General features: G+C 38.6%; 14 protein-coding genes and 1 tRNA gene. 7 read left to right on the top strand and 8 right to left on the bottom strand.

The genetic code is table 11. The features are described 5' to 3' along the window. Window positions 1–60: 60 nt before the first annotated feature. From ACWIX0_RS01065 to ACWIX0_RS01055, 3 genes are read left to right on the top strand one after another with little or no spacing between them, the layout of a single operon-like run. Entirely contained in the window at window positions 61–1,989 is a 1,929-nt protein-coding gene (locus tag ACWIX0_RS01065) for a carbamoyltransferase family protein (protein WP_454171186.1), read from the top strand. After that, on the top strand, window positions 1,976–3,892 hold the full coding sequence (locus ACWIX0_RS01060) for a hypothetical protein (protein WP_454171184.1): 1,917 nt from the start codon (window positions 1,976–1,978) through the stop codon (window positions 3,890–3,892). Before ACWIX0_RS01065 ends, ACWIX0_RS01060 begins: the two co-directional genes overlap by 14 nt. A 20-nt stretch (window positions 3,893–3,912) precedes the next feature. Next, entirely contained in the window at window positions 3,913–4,284 is a 372-nt protein-coding gene (locus ACWIX0_RS01055; protein ID WP_454171182.1) for an SxtJ family membrane protein, read from the top strand. Here ACWIX0_RS01055 and ACWIX0_RS01050 read toward each other — a convergent pair. Further along, the gene (locus tag ACWIX0_RS01050; RefSeq protein ID WP_454171180.1) at window positions 4,225–4,371 is read right to left on the bottom strand and encodes a hypothetical protein; all 147 of its coding nucleotides are present in this window, start codon (window positions 4,369–4,371) and stop codon (window positions 4,225–4,227) included. The two genes, ACWIX0_RS01055 and ACWIX0_RS01050, sit on opposite strands and share 60 nt — an antisense overlap. Before the next feature lie 117 nt (window positions 4,372–4,488). On the opposite strand from ACWIX0_RS01050, the gene ACWIX0_RS01045 reads away from it, so the two are divergent. After that, entirely contained in the window at window positions 4,489–4,638 is a 150-nt protein-coding gene (locus ACWIX0_RS01045; protein WP_454171178.1) for a DUF5989 family protein, read from the top strand. Between the two features lie 88 nt (window positions 4,639–4,726). Here ACWIX0_RS01045 and ACWIX0_RS01040 read toward each other — a convergent pair. After that, window positions 4,727–4,802 (bottom strand) — tRNA-Phe (locus ACWIX0_RS01040). A gap of 184 nt (window positions 4,803–4,986) precedes the next feature. On the opposite strand from ACWIX0_RS01040, the gene ACWIX0_RS01035 reads away from it, so the two are divergent. Then, window positions 4,987–5,835 carry an exodeoxyribonuclease III gene (locus ACWIX0_RS01035; protein ID WP_454171176.1) on the top strand — a complete coding sequence of 283 codons (849 nt, stop codon included), beginning with the start codon at window positions 4,987–4,989 and terminating at the stop codon, window positions 5,833–5,835. Between the two features lie 224 nt (window positions 5,836–6,059). Continuing rightward, window positions 6,060–6,359 (top strand): TRL domain-containing protein, encoded by a 300-nt coding sequence (locus tag ACWIX0_RS01030; protein ID WP_454171174.1) that lies wholly within the window; start codon window positions 6,060–6,062, stop codon window positions 6,357–6,359. Window positions 6,360–6,772: 413 nt separating this feature from the next. Here the strand turns inward: ACWIX0_RS01030 and ACWIX0_RS01025 are convergent, their stop codons facing one another. From ACWIX0_RS01025 to dnaA, 4 genes are all read right to left on the bottom strand, one after another. Further along, window positions 6,773–7,036, bottom strand: a complete 264-nt coding sequence (locus ACWIX0_RS01025) for a superinfection immunity protein (RefSeq protein ID WP_454171172.1) — start codon at window positions 7,034–7,036, stop codon at window positions 6,773–6,775. Between the two features lie 111 nt (window positions 7,037–7,147). Then, window positions 7,148–9,487: a DNA topoisomerase (ATP-hydrolyzing) subunit B gene (gene gyrB / locus ACWIX0_RS01020; protein ID WP_454171170.1), complete on the bottom strand. Its 2,340-nt coding sequence runs from the start codon at window positions 9,485–9,487 to the stop codon at window positions 7,148–7,150. A 133-nt stretch (window positions 9,488–9,620) separates the two neighbouring features. Further along, window positions 9,621–10,715, bottom strand: a complete 1,095-nt coding sequence (dnaN, locus tag ACWIX0_RS01015) for a DNA polymerase III subunit beta (RefSeq protein WP_454171168.1) — start codon at window positions 10,713–10,715, stop codon at window positions 9,621–9,623. Between the two features lie 249 nt (window positions 10,716–10,964). Then, window positions 10,965–12,284 carry a chromosomal replication initiator protein DnaA gene (gene dnaA / locus ACWIX0_RS01010; protein WP_454171167.1) on the bottom strand — a complete coding sequence of 440 codons (1,320 nt, stop codon included), beginning with the start codon at window positions 12,282–12,284 and terminating at the stop codon, window positions 10,965–10,967. Between the two features lie 257 nt (window positions 12,285–12,541). Here dnaA and ruvC point away from each other — a divergent pair, with 257 nt between their 5' ends. Then, entirely contained in the window at window positions 12,542–13,033 is a 492-nt protein-coding gene (ruvC, locus tag ACWIX0_RS01005; RefSeq protein WP_454171166.1) for a crossover junction endodeoxyribonuclease RuvC, read from the top strand. Between the two features lie 111 nt (window positions 13,034–13,144). Here the strand turns inward: ruvC and ACWIX0_RS01000 are convergent, their stop codons facing one another. Together ACWIX0_RS01000 and galU are read right to left on the bottom strand one after the other, a co-directional pair. Further along, window positions 13,145–13,546 carry a hypothetical protein gene (locus tag ACWIX0_RS01000; protein ID WP_454171164.1) on the bottom strand — a complete coding sequence of 134 codons (402 nt, stop codon included), beginning with the start codon at window positions 13,544–13,546 and terminating at the stop codon, window positions 13,145–13,147. A 72-nt stretch (window positions 13,547–13,618) separates the two neighbouring features. Beyond that, window positions 13,619–14,443, bottom strand: a complete 825-nt coding sequence (gene galU / locus ACWIX0_RS00995) for a UTP--glucose-1-phosphate uridylyltransferase GalU (RefSeq protein ID WP_454171162.1) — start codon at window positions 14,441–14,443, stop codon at window positions 13,619–13,621. Window positions 14,444–14,460: the final 17 nt, after the last annotated feature.

Below are 14,460 nucleotides of genomic sequence, written 5' to 3'. Positions count from 1 at the left end.
CAAAGCCCAAATTTCACCCTTGATTCTATCGATAATTTTGTCTTTTATGACAAGCCATTTTTGAGCTTTGAGCGCATTTTAGAGACTTACTTTGCCACCGCACCAAAGGGCTTTTTTAGCTTTATTAAGGCAATTCCCTTGTGGCTATCTACCAAACTATTTTTAAAAGAAACCATTGCGCGTGAGTTAGCCAAAATCTACGCCGATCTTTACCCGCACAAGCACAAGCACGAAGTAAAATCTTTCAAGCAAAAAGTCCTAAATAATCTCTACTTTGCCGAGCATCATATCTCGCATTTAAGCGCGGCATTTTTCCCTAGCCCCTTTGAATCTGCTGGGATTTTAAGTATCGATGGCGTGGGCGAATGGACGACTACGACTATTGCCAAAGGGAGTGGCAACCACATAGAAATTTTGCGCGAAATCCACTTCCCGCATTCGCTTGGGCTGCTATACTCGGCATTTACTTATTATTTGGGATTTAAGGTAAATTCGGGCGAATACAAGGTTATGGGACTTGCGCCCTATGGGACGCCAAAATTTAAGGATTTGATTTTGCAAAATCTCATCGATTTGCGCGATGATGGGAGTTTCGCGCTAAATATGGATTATTTTGATTTTTTAAGCGGACTAAAAATGACAAATGCAAAATTTGACGCGTTGTTTGGCGGGGCAAAACGCGAAGGCGAGGGCAAATTAGAGCAAATCCATTTTGATATAGCCGCTAGTATTCAAGCCGTTACAAACGAAATTATGCTTCGTTTGGCGCGAACTACGGCAAAACTCACAAAATCGCGCAATCTATGTCTAAGCGGTGGTGTCGCGCTAAATTGCGTAGGCAATGGAATCATTTATGACAAACTCGTGCGCGAAGAAAAATTGCTAGATTCGCTTTGGATTCAACCAGCAAGTGGCGATGCAGGAAGTGCGCTAGGGTGCGCTTTGGCGTTGCATTATATGGAGTTTGGAAATCCGCGCAGGATTCAAACTACTTCGTCATTGCGAGGCGATTCGCAAGATTCGCGTCCTGCTTCGTCATTGCGAGGCGCACGAAGCGAAGCGAACACAACGAAGCAATCCAAATCAAGCGAATCTAAATCACAAGGCGAATCAATGACGGAAAAGCGAATCAATGCAGATTCGTTGCAAGTAAGCGATTCGCAAAACGCGCAGAGTCTCCATAATGGATTGCCACGATTCGGTGTTGCCGAATCTCGCAATGACGATTTTGCAGACTCAATGCAAGGTGCGTATTTAGGGCTTTCATATAGCAACGATGAGGTTGAATTAGTGTTAAAATCTCAAAACGCAATCTATGAAAAGCACGAATGGCACGACTTAAAAGCAATCATCGCCAAAGAATTAGCGAATGGCAAAGTCGTAGGCTTTCATCAAGGGCGGTGCGAGTTTGGTCCCCGCGCACTTGGAGCGCGCTCGATCTTGGGCGATTCACAAAACCCCACTATGCAAAAGATTATGAATCTAAAAATAAAATACCGAGAGAGTTTCCGCCCATTTGCGCCTAGTGTGCTAGATTTTGCCACTTCGCAGTATTTCGCGCTAGATTGCCCCTCGCCATATATGCTACTTGTCGCCCCTGTGGCAAAAGATAAATGCTACAAAATGAGCGAATCGCAAGAAAATCTCTTTGGCATTGAAAAGCTAAATGTCGCTAGAAGTGAGATTCCAGCCGTTACGCATATTGATTACTCCGCGCGAGTGCAATCCGTGCATAAAGCCACAAATCCGCGATATTACGAGCTAATTTCGGCATTTTATGCGCTTACAAACTGCCCAGTGCTTGTAAATACGAGTTTTAATGTGCGCGGAGAGCCTATCGTGTGCGCTCCGCTTGATTCATACTCGTGCTTTATGGGAACTGAAATGGACATTTTAGCAATCGAGGATTTTTTGCTATACAAATCTGCCCAGCCAAGCGCGAATCTCACCAAATTCCAAAATATAAAGGACAAATATGAGCTTGATTAGAAAATTTATAGAGCGATTTATATCGCAAATTTGGAGCGAATCAAAGGTATTGCGAATCTTTGTAAAAACCTTAAATTCTGTGGCGATTTTCGCCCTTGTCGCGTGGATAGTGTTAAGCGTTATTGCACATTATCGCGCTGACACCGCACAAGTGTTTTTTGAAAAGGATTTAACCCAAAATACGATAGATTCAAGCGTTGATTTAGCCACAAATCCAAACGCGCCACAAACTTTTACATACCGCGCAAAATTGCGCTTTTCAAATCCGCTATTTCGCTATCAGCGCAATATCACGCACATAAATATCACGCAGATTTTATGGAGCGAATCTATCGACAAAAGCGCGATTAGCGAAGTGAAAACTACGCACGATAGGATTTTTGAGTTTAGCACCACGCAGGATTTAGACACGCTAAAATCCGCCGAGATGGGATTTGTAGAATATAAAAGCGACTTTATGCCATTGCTAAAAACAATCATTTTTTATTATATTTTGCTTAGTTTTGTTGGTTTTGCGCTTACGATTTTGTGGCGATATAATCGCACATTGCTAAAATCCGCGCTCATTTTGGTAGCGTTTAGCCTTGTGATTTTGACAATCGATGGCGCAAAGATTGAAAAACTAAATCTCGTGCCATTTGGTATTATAGGGATTTGCGTATTTGGGCTATGTGTATTTTTTGCATTTCGCGCTAAACGCACGAAAATAAAGCTATTTTTATCATATTTTAGCGTTGTGCCTTTGTGTTTAGGTATTGCGGAATTTTGGTTGTTTTTTAGTCAAAACAAAGCCGAAATGACGCGTCCGCACGAGATTTTGGGCTATGCAAATAGTCCATTATATGAGGGCAGGGCAAAGCTTGTAGTTGATGATAAAATAATCTATGACGCGCATTATAAGCACGATGAATACGGCAACCGCATAACACCAAACAATAATGTAAATTCTAAAAAGTGCATAGCCATTTATGGTGGCTCATTTGCCTATGGCAGTGCAGTAGATAGCGACAAAACGCTAGAATATTTTTTGGCACAAAATTTGCCAGACTATAAAATCTTAAATTTTGGCATAAATGGGTCTGGGGCGCATACGGCACTAGCGAGATTAGAATTTCAAATCGATAAAAAGATTTTGGAGAAATGCGAGGAATTTATCGCTATTTATGAGGCGATACCACATCATATTTATAGGGCGTATGGGGCATATTTGGGGGCGCATTATCGCCTAGACTCGCAAGGGGTTTTGCGATATTTTGGGACTTACAAAGATGGCGAATACAATCACGCTAGATTTTATCAAAAAAATCCACCCAAAATCACGCCACGCCCACAAGAACCCGTGCGCTATATAAGCATTTTCAAAAAGATTCACAACACATTCAAAGATATAGTGCGATTGCAGGGCAAATTTGACAAATCCTATATCAAACAAAGTCTTACGGGCAAAGAAACTACTTTAAAATCGGAGGAAATTGTGAAAAGGTGGGGTATCGGCTTTGCTTCAAATCCAAATTATTATAAAGTCGCTCCAAATGAAATAAATCTTTATTTTGCAATAGTTAAGCGCATACAAGAGGAACTAAACGCGCAATATGGTGTCCCGCTATATATCGTGCTTTGGGATTACGATATGCACGCGCAGTTTTTGGATAAATACGATGAAGTGTTGAAGGCAAATTTTAGCAAAATGAAAGTTCCTTTTTACGCATTAAGCGAGATGATAGAGGATTATCCGCAGGATTTGGAGCGTGTAAAAAGGGGAGATTTTGATAATTTTAAATACCGCGTTTCACGCTGGGATACTCACTCAAATGGGTTAGCAAATGAAAAAATTGCAGAGTTTTTAGCCCAAAAAATCAAAAATGGCGAAATCAAAAGCTACAAAATAAAGGGGACAAAATAAAAAATATTTCAAAGCGTGATTTGCGCGTATTTTTGGGCATTTGGGCGGGGATTTTCGCGGTGTTTTTAATCTTTGGGATTGTGCGCCACGACACTATTCGCATTTGGGCTTTGTGCGGGGCAGTGATAAGCATTGCACTTTTGGCTACACCGCGCGTAATTGTGCCACTTTATAAAGCGTGGCTAACATTTGGCAATATTATGGGCTTTGTGATTTCGCGCATAATTTTGGCTTTAATATTTTTTGGGATTTTTACGCCACTTGGGATAATTTTTCGCATTTTTAAGCGTGATATTTTGGGGCTAAAATTGGCATTTCAAAGCAAAGATAAATCACAAAGCCTTTTTAAAATCCGCGAGATTGCGCCCACAAGTATGAAAAATCAGTTTTAATGGATTTACCCACCCCCTAACCCCCTCCGCAAGGGAGGGGGAATGTGATGAATATCCGCTCGCAAGGGAGGGGGAACAAAAAGGCATAATCTAAAATTTCCCCCTCCCTAGCACGAGGGGGCTAGGGGGTGGGTATAAAATATATCAAAAAACATTGCGGATTTTTTCGCAATGATAAGAAAAATAACACAAAGGGAGTAAAAAATGAGTATCTTAAAAGAATTATGGGCTTTTCTAAAAGTGCAAAAGAAATTTTGGCTTTTTCCTGTGATTTTGATAATGCTATTTTTAGGCGCGTTAATCGTGCTAGGGCAAGGTAGCGCAGTCGCACCATTTATTTATACGATATTTTAGTGAAAAAGACAAAGAATCTAAAAATCAAACAATAACACTCAAGGATTTTAGAATAATAAAAAATGAGGGAAAAAAGAAAAAGAAGTAATGGTGGCTCGAGGCGGAATCGAACCACCGACACGGAGATTTTCAGTCTCCTGCTCTACCGACTGAGCTATCGAGCCATTTTATAAATCTAAAAAACTAAAAAGAACATTTTACACAAAATCTAAAGCAGATTTTGCAAGCAAATTTTACAAAAAGTAAAGCGGGTATTTTATCCAAAATTGTGTAAATTTCATCTTAAATCACCATAGATTCTACTATAATCCCAAGTTTATTTAAAATCTAACACTATAAGGAATAAAAATGCCAACGCTAAACCTCATCTCGTGGAATGTCAATGGACTGCGAGCGTGTATGAATAAGGGCTTTATGGAGTTTTTTAAGCAAATAGATGCCGATATTTTCTGTATCCAAGAATCCAAAATGCAAAAAGAGCAAGGCGATTTTGATTTTACCTCTTTGGGTTATGCAGAGATTTGGCATAGCGCGGACAAAAAGGGCTATTCAGGCACGATAATGCTAAGCAAAATAAAACCTCTAAATGTGCGCTACGAAATGAATGATTTTCACAAAAATAGCATTCAAAAGCACAGCAGGGGCAATGAGGGCAGAATCATCACCGCAGAATTTGAGAAATTTTACCTCGTAAATGTCTATACTCCAAACTCAAAACGCGAGCTAGAGGGGCTAGAGTATCGAATGGCGTGGGAAGATGACTTCCGCGCGTTTCTCAAAGATTTGGAGCGCAAAAAGCCCGTGATAATCTGCGGGGACTTAAATGTCGCCCACAATGAAATCGATTTGGCAAACCCCAAAACAAACTGCACCAAAAAAGACAAAAATGGCGAAATAAAGTTTAAGGGCAACGCAGGCTTTAGCGACTGGGAGAGGGAGAAATTTAGCGCGCTTTTAAATTCTGGATTTATCGATACTTTTCGGCATTTCTACCCCGAGTTGCAGGGTGCGTATAGCTGGTGGAGCTACTTTGGCAAAGCTAGAAAAAACAATGTGGGCTGGAGGATTGATTATTTCCTCTGCTCCAAATCCTTAGAATCTGCCTTAAAAAACGCCAAAATCTACAACGACTTCAAAGCCTATCCACAGATACTAGGGAGCGACCACTGCCCTGTGGGAGTAGAGATAGAAATCTAACCTAAAATCTACGCTAAAAAATAAAGCAATCTTAAAATTTTAAAAATAAATCCACAAAATCCATTTTTTTAGCCATTTTTCAAAAATTTTATATTTTTAAGCCATTTTTAATTGGGGGGGGGGATAAAATAAATAGTTTTGTTTTTTTAAATTTTTGCAAAATATGATTTATCTTGCATTTTTTAAGCAAAGCAGAACAAATTTTTTTCTCTAAGGAGCACGAAATGAAATTTCTTTCGTTTAAATGTCTTGCACTCGCTTTTGCAGCTGGATTAGGTGTGATGATGATGACAGGTTGCGCGGTAAATACACCTATCAACATCACTTCCGCTGAAGTCCCACAAGGACAAGCAAAAATAGGTGTGGCTACTTGCCGAAGTTTCTTTGGAATCTTTCGCTTTGGCAAATGCACACTAAGTGATGCCATCGAAAAAGGTCAAATCACCGCAGTCCAAAGCGCAGATAGAAAGCTATTTACCCTTTGGTTTTATCAAAGCGACAAAATCATAGTGCGCGGTAGATAATCCGTCTTTGTAAAAAACGCTTTTTTAGCAAAATCTTGCCAAACGCGTTTTAAACAAAAAACCTTGAAGCCTTGAGTTTGGAATCTATTTAGATTCTGCCTCAAGGCTTTTTTTTGATAGTTCTATAAAATCTAAATTCTTAAACTTACAAAATCTATCTCTAAAACTCACAAAAACACGCCAAAAATCACTTAAAATCTAATTTTAATACTTTTCATTGTTTCACAAACATTATAAGCAAAATCAAGCGTTAATGAAAATTTTGCTTAGATTTTATGTCAAAATTTTTACAAAAATAATGCGTTTGTAATATTTGTAATATTTTATTTTTGGATACTTCGGTTTTTTAGCAAAAATCTTCGTATGACAAACAAAAATTGCTTAGCAGTTTGATTAAAAAATACTAAAAGTTTTTACTCTTTTTTACTGAAAATCGACCAAATAAACGCCACAAACCACATAATCCCCGTCCAAGCAAAAAAGAAATTGATGATAAAAATAAGCCATTTATCTTTATGAGCGCGGACAAAAGCAATCACACTTGGCAAAAAATACAGCCCAACACCACAAAAAATACCCAAAATACACGCCACAAATAGCACAAAATCAAAGCTAGGCACACCTACTATCTCCACGCCATCAATCACTTGCGTAGAATTTTTATAAAAATTAAACACGGCTATTCCTTAAATAAATTTTTACCAAATAAATCAAAAACTAAATCATAGATTTTCCCCATTCCTTAGGCTAAATAAAACTAAAAGAGACTAATCCTACAAATCACATTTTTACACATCTAAATGTTTGACATCTTTTGCGTGTAGTTGGATATATTCTCTTCTAGGCTCTACTTCATCGCCCATAAATAGCGTAAAGATTCTATCTGCTTCCTCCTCGCTTGGTAGCTGCACGCGAAGCAAAGTCCTATCAGTAGGTGTCATTGTAGTTTCCCATAGTTGCTCTGGATTCATCTCGCCTAGCCCTTTATATCGCTGTATATCAGCACCTTTTTTCGCAGAATTTTCGATTTCCTCAAGCAAAGTTATGACATCTTTTTTCACACCATTTTCATCTTTTAAAAACGCCAAATCTCGCTCATTTATCTTATGATAAGTATGCCTTGCCTCCACAAAAAGCGGGTCGCTAAATAGATTTTCATCTATGGTTATATCAAGCAAACCTAAACTTGTTTGCACATACAGCGTGATAGAATCCTCCCTCAAATCTTTTGACAAAATATTACACTCTATGCTAGATAAAAATTTCTCTATATTTTCATACAACTTAGCAAAATCTTTATCCCCGCCCTCTTTTAGATTTTCTATCAAATATCGCACCACTTCTATCATCGCATATCGCTTCTCTAGGCTTTTTAGCGTAGAGCGATAATGCGCAATAAATCGCAAAATCTCTAGCAATTCTTTATTGCCAATGCCTTTAAATGTGAAATTTTCTATGCCATTTTCGCTTAAATATTCACTCAAAGCCTTATCATCTTTTAGATAAATTTCTTTTTTGCCTTTTTTGAAGCGATATAGCGGAGGCTGTGCGATATAAATATGCCCATTTTCAATCAAAGGCTTTAAATAACGATAAAAAAATGTCATCAAAAGTGTTTGAATATGGCTACCATCGACATCAGCATCAGTCATAATGATGATTTTATGGTATCGCAATCGCTCCAAGCTAAACTCATCGCCTATCCCGCAGCCAAAAGCAATAATCATATTTTTGATTTCTTCGCTTTTTAGGATTTTATCTAGGCGAGATTTTTCGACATTTAAGATTTTCCCACGCAAAGGCAAAATCGCTTGATAACGCCTATCTCTCCCCTGCTTTGCGCTACCACCCGCAGAATCCCCCTCCACTAGATAGATTTCAGATTCCACAGGGTCTTTGCTTTGACAATCAGCGAGCTTGCCGGGTAATGTCCCCACAGAAAAGCTCTCTTTTTTGCGCATCGTTTCGCGTGCTTTTTTTGCTGCTTCTCTTCCACGCGCTGCTAGCAGAGCTTTTTGCATTATATTTTTAGCATCATTTGGATTTTCCTCAAAAAACTTACTTAGCTTATCAAAAGTGAGTTTTTGGACGATTGGCTTTACAAATGAGCTTCCTAGCTTGCCTTTGACTTGCCCTTCAAACTGCGGGTCTATCACGCGTGTAGAGATGATAGCCACAAGCCCCTCTCTCACATCTTCGCCCGTTACTTTGACATCTTTTTCGCGTGCATTTGCATTTGCCTCTATGTAGTTTGTGATGACGCGTGAGAGCGCAGCGCGAAATCCTGCCTCGTGTGTCCCGCCATCTGGCGTGCGGATATTATTTACAAAACTAAGCACATTTTCATCAAATCCCTCATTGTAGGTTAGGGCGATTTCTACTTCTGTCTCTTGCTCCACACCTTTAAAATAAATCGTTTGTCCAAGAATGGCATTTCTTTTGTTTATATCATCGATAAACTCTACCAAACCATTTTCAAAATGATAGCTAGCCTCCGTGCCATCGCGCTCATCTTTAAAATCAATCGTTAGATTTTTGTTTAGATAAGCCATTTCTTTAAATCGCTTCAAAAGCACATCTTTGTCAAAATCTAGCACTTCCATTATTTTCCCATCAGGGAAAAACTCAATCATAGTCCCCCTCTCTTTTGTCTCTCCTATGATTTCTAGCTCGCTTGTAGGCTTGCCCTCTGCAAACTCTTGTCGATAAATGTTTCCATTTTTTTTGATTGTCATTATGAGCTTTGAAGATAGCGCATTTACCACCGATACGCCCACCCCGTGAAGCCCCCCAGATGCTTTATACACTTCACTATCAAATTTCCCCCCCGCGTGAAGCACGGTTAGCACCACCGTTGCCGTTGGGATTTTTTCAGTTGGGTGAATATCCACAGGGATTCCCCGTCCATTATCTTCAATAATCGCACTCCCCTCTAAAGTAAGCGTTATTTTGATTCTATCACAATGCCCAGCCATAGACTCATCAACAGAATTATCCACCACTTCATACACCATATGATGAAGCCCGTTGATATTCGTGCTACCGATATACATTCCCGGGCGTTTTCGCACCGCTTCTAGTCCTTTTAAAACCTTGATATTTTCGCCCGTATAAGAAACATTTTGCATCGCAATCCTTTGTGTAAGTTGTAGAGTAAAAAAGTATGTGAAAGCAGAATTTAACAAAGAGAATCTAAAAAATAGATTCTCTTAAAAAAGCCTAAATGCCCTGTTTAATATTTGTCTAAATATAAAAAACTAATTAAATAATCACAGGCATTACGATTGTAGAGTAGTTTTCATCTTGCAACAAAAATGGTAGATTTGCATCATTTAGCAAAATCTCAAATTCATTTCCCTGCACAAATGAGAGAAAATCTAGCACATATTTAGAATCCATACCTATGGTAAGCTCATCTTTCATATCTAGGCTGATTTCTAGCTGTGTGCTAGCAGATTCTGATTCTTCCATACTCATAGACTCAAAAGAGATTCCATTAGAATCTATGGTGATTTTCATCTTTGTAGCGAGCGGGTTTATAAGCCTTATCGCTTCTATAATGTCATTTTTTGGCAATTTTAGCTTGATTTCAAAATCTTTTGGGATAATCTTTTCATAATCTGGATACTTGCCATTTATGAGCTTGGTAGAAAACACATAGTTTTCTGAGCGGACAAAAAGCATAGTTTCAGAGAAAAATATCTCAAATTCATCAAAAAACAGCTTTGTGATTTCCAAAATAGCCCTTTTTGGGATAATCAATGATAGAGAATCGCTCACTGATTGCGTAGAATGACGGATAATAGCAAGTCTGCGCGTATCTGTGGCGACAAAATTGCACTGATAGTCTTTGACATCTAAAAGCGCACCTGTAAGCTCTACTCTATGATTGTCCTTGTTTGCCCCTTCAGAAGCTACCGCTACTTTTCGCAAAGAATCGATAAAATTCGCAGAATCTAAGTTTATTTGCTTATCTTGCTCGCTTATTTCGGGGAATTTTGTCGCATTATCATATTCACTCGCATTAAATGTCGCAAGTTTATAAGTAGTTTTTCCCTGCTTTACATAGATTTGAGCGTCTTTAGATTCTAGCGTTACTTCTCCATCTTTTAGTTGCTTTATGATTGTTACAATCTTTTTACCCTCGATAGTAGCAATCCCATCTTCGTGTTTTTGGAGAATGTCTATTTTTGATTGGATTGAAAGCTCGTAATCCGTAGCTTTTAGTAGCAATTTATCATCAGTAGTCTCAAGATAAATATGCGAAGTGATTTGTGAAGAATCCCTTTTGTCTAAGAATGACTGGAAGTTGTTTAGGACAATCTCAAAGTTTGACTTATTTAGCGTGATTTTCATCGCGTTGCTCCTTTTTTAAATTAAATGTTTAGCAGTATTAGTAGAGGGTGTGAATATGTGAAAAACCCTTGCAAAATCCCATCTCATCGCCACTACAAAAAAACCTAAATCATAGATTTGCTATGAGATTTATTAGATTTAGCTAGATTTTTGTGCCATTTTTTACACGCCACATTCACACACTTTTTTCATACTTCAAACCGCTTTTTTGCTATGTTTGTAATTCTACCAAAATTTATTATATTCACATTATAGATTTTTTTCATTTTGCATTTTATTTTTCAAATCTAGTATTAAATGCTTTAATTCTTGGCTTTCTTCGATTTGTTTGTTGATTTTGGCGAGAGCTTTGCTGACTGTGGCGTGGTTTTTTAGCCCTAGTCGGCTAGCCACATTACTCATAGATTCCATATTGCTAGCAGAATTTTTGATGAAGTATAGCACGATATGGCGAGCTTGGACGATTTTTGGCACACGAGAGCCACTTGTTATTTCGCTGATTTTGACATTTAGTTCTTTTGCGATTACGCGGATTATTTTATCAATGGTTACTTCCTCTTGGTTTTCTTTTAGGATTTCATCTAGCACGGTCTTTGCCATTTCTACGCTTAGAGGCTGGCTTGTCATTGCGTTGTGAAAGCGCATTTTTGCGATTACGCCTTCGATTTGTCGGACATTTTCGCTGATATGTTCTGCTATGTAGTTTATGATTTCTTTATCCATTGAGATTTTGTTATCCACGCATTTTTGGCTTATGATTTTGATCCTTGTCTCAACGCCCGGTGGCTGAATATCAATCCGCATTCCGCTCTCAAACCTAGATCGCAATCTCTCCTCTAGCCCCTGAATTTGCTTTGGCAATTTATCGCTTGTCATTACGATTTGTTTATTTGTCTTATAAAGTGCTTCAAAAGTGTTGAAAAATTCCTCTTGCAAGCTCATTTTCCCACCCAAAAACTGAATATCATCAATCAGCAAATAATCACAATTTCGATAAATATCCCTAAAAGCGTCCATTCCCACGGTATTTAGATGCCTAGAAAAATCATTCATAAACTCTTCTGTTGTGAGATAAATCACACTTTTTCCACTTGCGCGGACAAAATTCCCTATCGCACAAAGCAAATGCGTCTTGCCAAGCCCCGTGTTGCCATAAAAAAGCACGGGATTATACGCCTTTGCCTGCGTATTTGCCACCATTTGGGCAATCGTATAAGCTGATTTATTAGAATCCCCCACTACGAAATTTTCAAAAGTATATTGGGATTGATATGATACTTGTAAACTATTAGATTTTGCCTTTGTTTGCGCTTTTTTGGTGCTTGTTTTATCTTTTGATAGGCTAAAGCGGATTTCAGGCTTTGTCTTAGTTAGCATTTCAAAAATATGCGCAATCCTTAGCGCGTAATTGCTTTTTACCCAATTTTCTATATATGGATTTGGCACGATAAGCACGCATACATTGCTTTTTGAAGCGTTTTCATCATATTTTATAAGCGATATGTATGTCTCAAAATCAAAATTTGATATTTCCTCCTTTAGCACACCTAGCACCTTGTCCCAAACCATTTTTACTCCTTAGATTTTCTAAACGCTCATATATCGCGCACACAGAATATTTATATAAAAATCTTTTTTGGCTTATTCACTTTTTCACACCATTTTGATTTTCTACAAATATGCGCAAAAAACATACACCAAAAAAGCAAAAATCGTTCTAAAAACACCACGAAAAAGATATAATCAAACAAATTTTTCTTAAATATTTGCCATTTTTTTAAAAAACACCATTTTAAACCTCTTCAAAAATATATTTAAGGACATAAATGAAAATCTTAGGCATTGACCCGGGCAGTAGAAATTGTGGCTATGCCATCATAGAATCCACCAAATCAAACGCCAAATCCATAAATCTAATCGAAGCAGGATTTATAAAAATCACCAAATCAAACCTCCAATCCCAAATCCTAGAGTGCATAAACGCCCTAGATTCTATATTTGAAGCACACAAAGCTACAAAACCCATAGAATCTGTGGCTTTAGAAGATGTCTTTTTTGCTTACAATCCCCAATCCGTGCTAAAGCTCGCCCAGATGCGTGGCGCAATCGCCCTAAAAATCCTCCAAGAAATCGGTAGCTTTACCCAATACACCCCACTGCAAATCAAAAAAACCATAACAGGCAAGGCAAAAGCTGATAAAACCCAAGTATCTTTTATGGTGCGACAGATTTTGGGGATAAAAAGCGAGATAAAACCACTTGATATTACCGATGCCATAGCCATAGCCATAACCCACGCTTTTAAAACAAGGCAGTAAAAAAGATTTTATTTTTAGATTTTATTATGGATTTTACTTTGTTTGATTGTTTTGTGGAGTGAAAATCTAGCCATACTTAAGATTTATATTTGCAGTAGAAAAATATTAGATTTACGCCTTTTTGTTTTTTAGCGCGTTTCCCACAAGCTGCGTAATATCATTTTGCAAGTTTGGATTTTTTGAGATTAGCCGCTCGCGCACTTCAGCAGCTTTGTCTGTGTCTATGCTATCAAGCGATACTAGCTCTTTTACCGTATCAAGCCATTCTTGTTTTTGTGGGGATTGAGGGGCTAGAATGTTAAATTTTTTGATAAACATATCTACTAATTCTAGGGCTTTTTTTTGATCTTTTGCAGTGGGTATAAGCTCCCTAAAATCTTTTAGGCTAAATTGCTTTGGCTTAGGCGGACGCACGCCAAACATCGAGCGCGCCACCACCCCAAACACAAGCATAATCGTCCCAAACACAAACGCAATAATCAAAAATAGCGCGAAAAATCCGTGATTATACATTCTTTGCCCTTTTTAAGTGTGTTTTTATCTAGTGTGCCTTAGCAAAATCGTTTTTAAAAAACCAACCAAAATCTATTTATTTTTTTGCTTCTCATAAAAAGCGTTTATTGCCTCGACAAACCCAGCCAAACTCCCACAATCATACCTCTTTCCAGCAAATTTATATGCCAGCACGCGTCCATTTTTTGCCTGCTCCATTAGAGCATCGGTGATTTGGATTTCGCCTTTTTTGCCCGGGGGCGTTACGCGCAAAATATCAAAAATATCAGGAGTTAGGATATATCGCCCGATGACCGCGAGATTTGATGGGGCTTCATTTTGGCTAGGTTTTTCTATCATCTTGCTTACGCGATAGACATTTGGAGCGATTTCTTCGCCCGCGATTACCCCGTATTTATCTACCTCGCTTAGCGGGACTTCCTCTATCGCCACTATGGAGCATTTATGCTTAGAGTATAGCTCTACCATTTGGGCTAGCACGGTTTTATTATCATTGTAGCACAAGTCATCAGCCAAAATTACCGCAAAAGGCTCATTGCCAATGAGTGTCTCTCCCGTCAAAATCGCGTGTCCAAGCCCTTTCATCTCATTTTGGCGAGTATATGAGAAGGTGCATTGATTGATAAGGGAGCGCACCTCTTTTAGCAAAAATTCCTTATCCGTTCCTTTGATTTGGTGTTCTAGCTCATAGCTTATATCAAAATGATCTTCTATGCTTCGCTTTCCTCTCCCCGTTACTATCGCCATCGTCTTACACCCCGCGCTCAAAGCCTCCTCTACGCCGTATTGTATAAGCGGTTTTGCTAGCACGGGCAGCATTTCTTTTGGCATTGCCTTGGTGGCAGGGAGGAATCGCGTGCCATAGCCTGCAGCTGGAAAAAGACATTTTTGTATCATTGTAGATTCTCCTTTTT

The sequence above is a fragment of the Helicobacter sp. T3_23-1059 genome (assembly GCF_053654515.1).
The sequence above is the reverse complement of the archived record's forward strand: the minus strand, read 5'-3'. Positions and strand labels throughout refer to the sequence as shown.

Excerpts from the sequence above, each read along its gene's own strand:
- ACWIX0_RS01035 (WP_454171176.1), top strand. The coding sequence starts at position 4,987 with ATGCCAACGCTAAACCTCATCTCGTGGAATGTCAATGGACTGCGAGCG.
- galU (WP_454171162.1), bottom strand. The coding sequence starts at position 14,443 with ATGATACAAAAATGTCTTTTTCCAGCTGCAGGCTATGGCACGCGATTC.
- ACWIX0_RS01045 (WP_454171178.1), top strand. The coding sequence starts at position 4,489 with ATGAGTATCTTAAAAGAATTATGGGCTTTTCTAAAAGTGCAAAAGAAA.
- gyrB (WP_454171170.1), bottom strand. The coding sequence starts at position 9,487 with ATGCAAAATGTTTCTTATACGGGCGAAAATATCAAGGTTTTAAAAGGA.
- ACWIX0_RS01050 (WP_454171180.1), bottom strand. The coding sequence starts at position 4,371 with ATGCCTTTTTGTTCCCCCTCCCTTGCGAGCGGATATTCATCACATTCC.
- dnaA (WP_454171167.1), bottom strand. The coding sequence starts at position 12,284 with ATGGTTTGGGACAAGGTGCTAGGTGTGCTAAAGGAGGAAATATCAAAT.
- ACWIX0_RS01000 (WP_454171164.1), bottom strand. The coding sequence starts at position 13,546 with ATGTATAATCACGGATTTTTCGCGCTATTTTTGATTATTGCGTTTGTG.
- ACWIX0_RS01030 (WP_454171174.1), top strand. The coding sequence starts at position 6,060 with ATGAAATTTCTTTCGTTTAAATGTCTTGCACTCGCTTTTGCAGCTGGA.
- ruvC (WP_454171166.1), top strand. The coding sequence starts at position 12,542 with ATGAAAATCTTAGGCATTGACCCGGGCAGTAGAAATTGTGGCTATGCC.
- dnaN (WP_454171168.1), bottom strand. The coding sequence starts at position 10,715 with ATGAAAATCACGCTAAATAAGTCAAACTTTGAGATTGTCCTAAACAAC.
- ACWIX0_RS01060 (WP_454171184.1), top strand. The coding sequence starts at position 1,976 with ATGAGCTTGATTAGAAAATTTATAGAGCGATTTATATCGCAAATTTGG.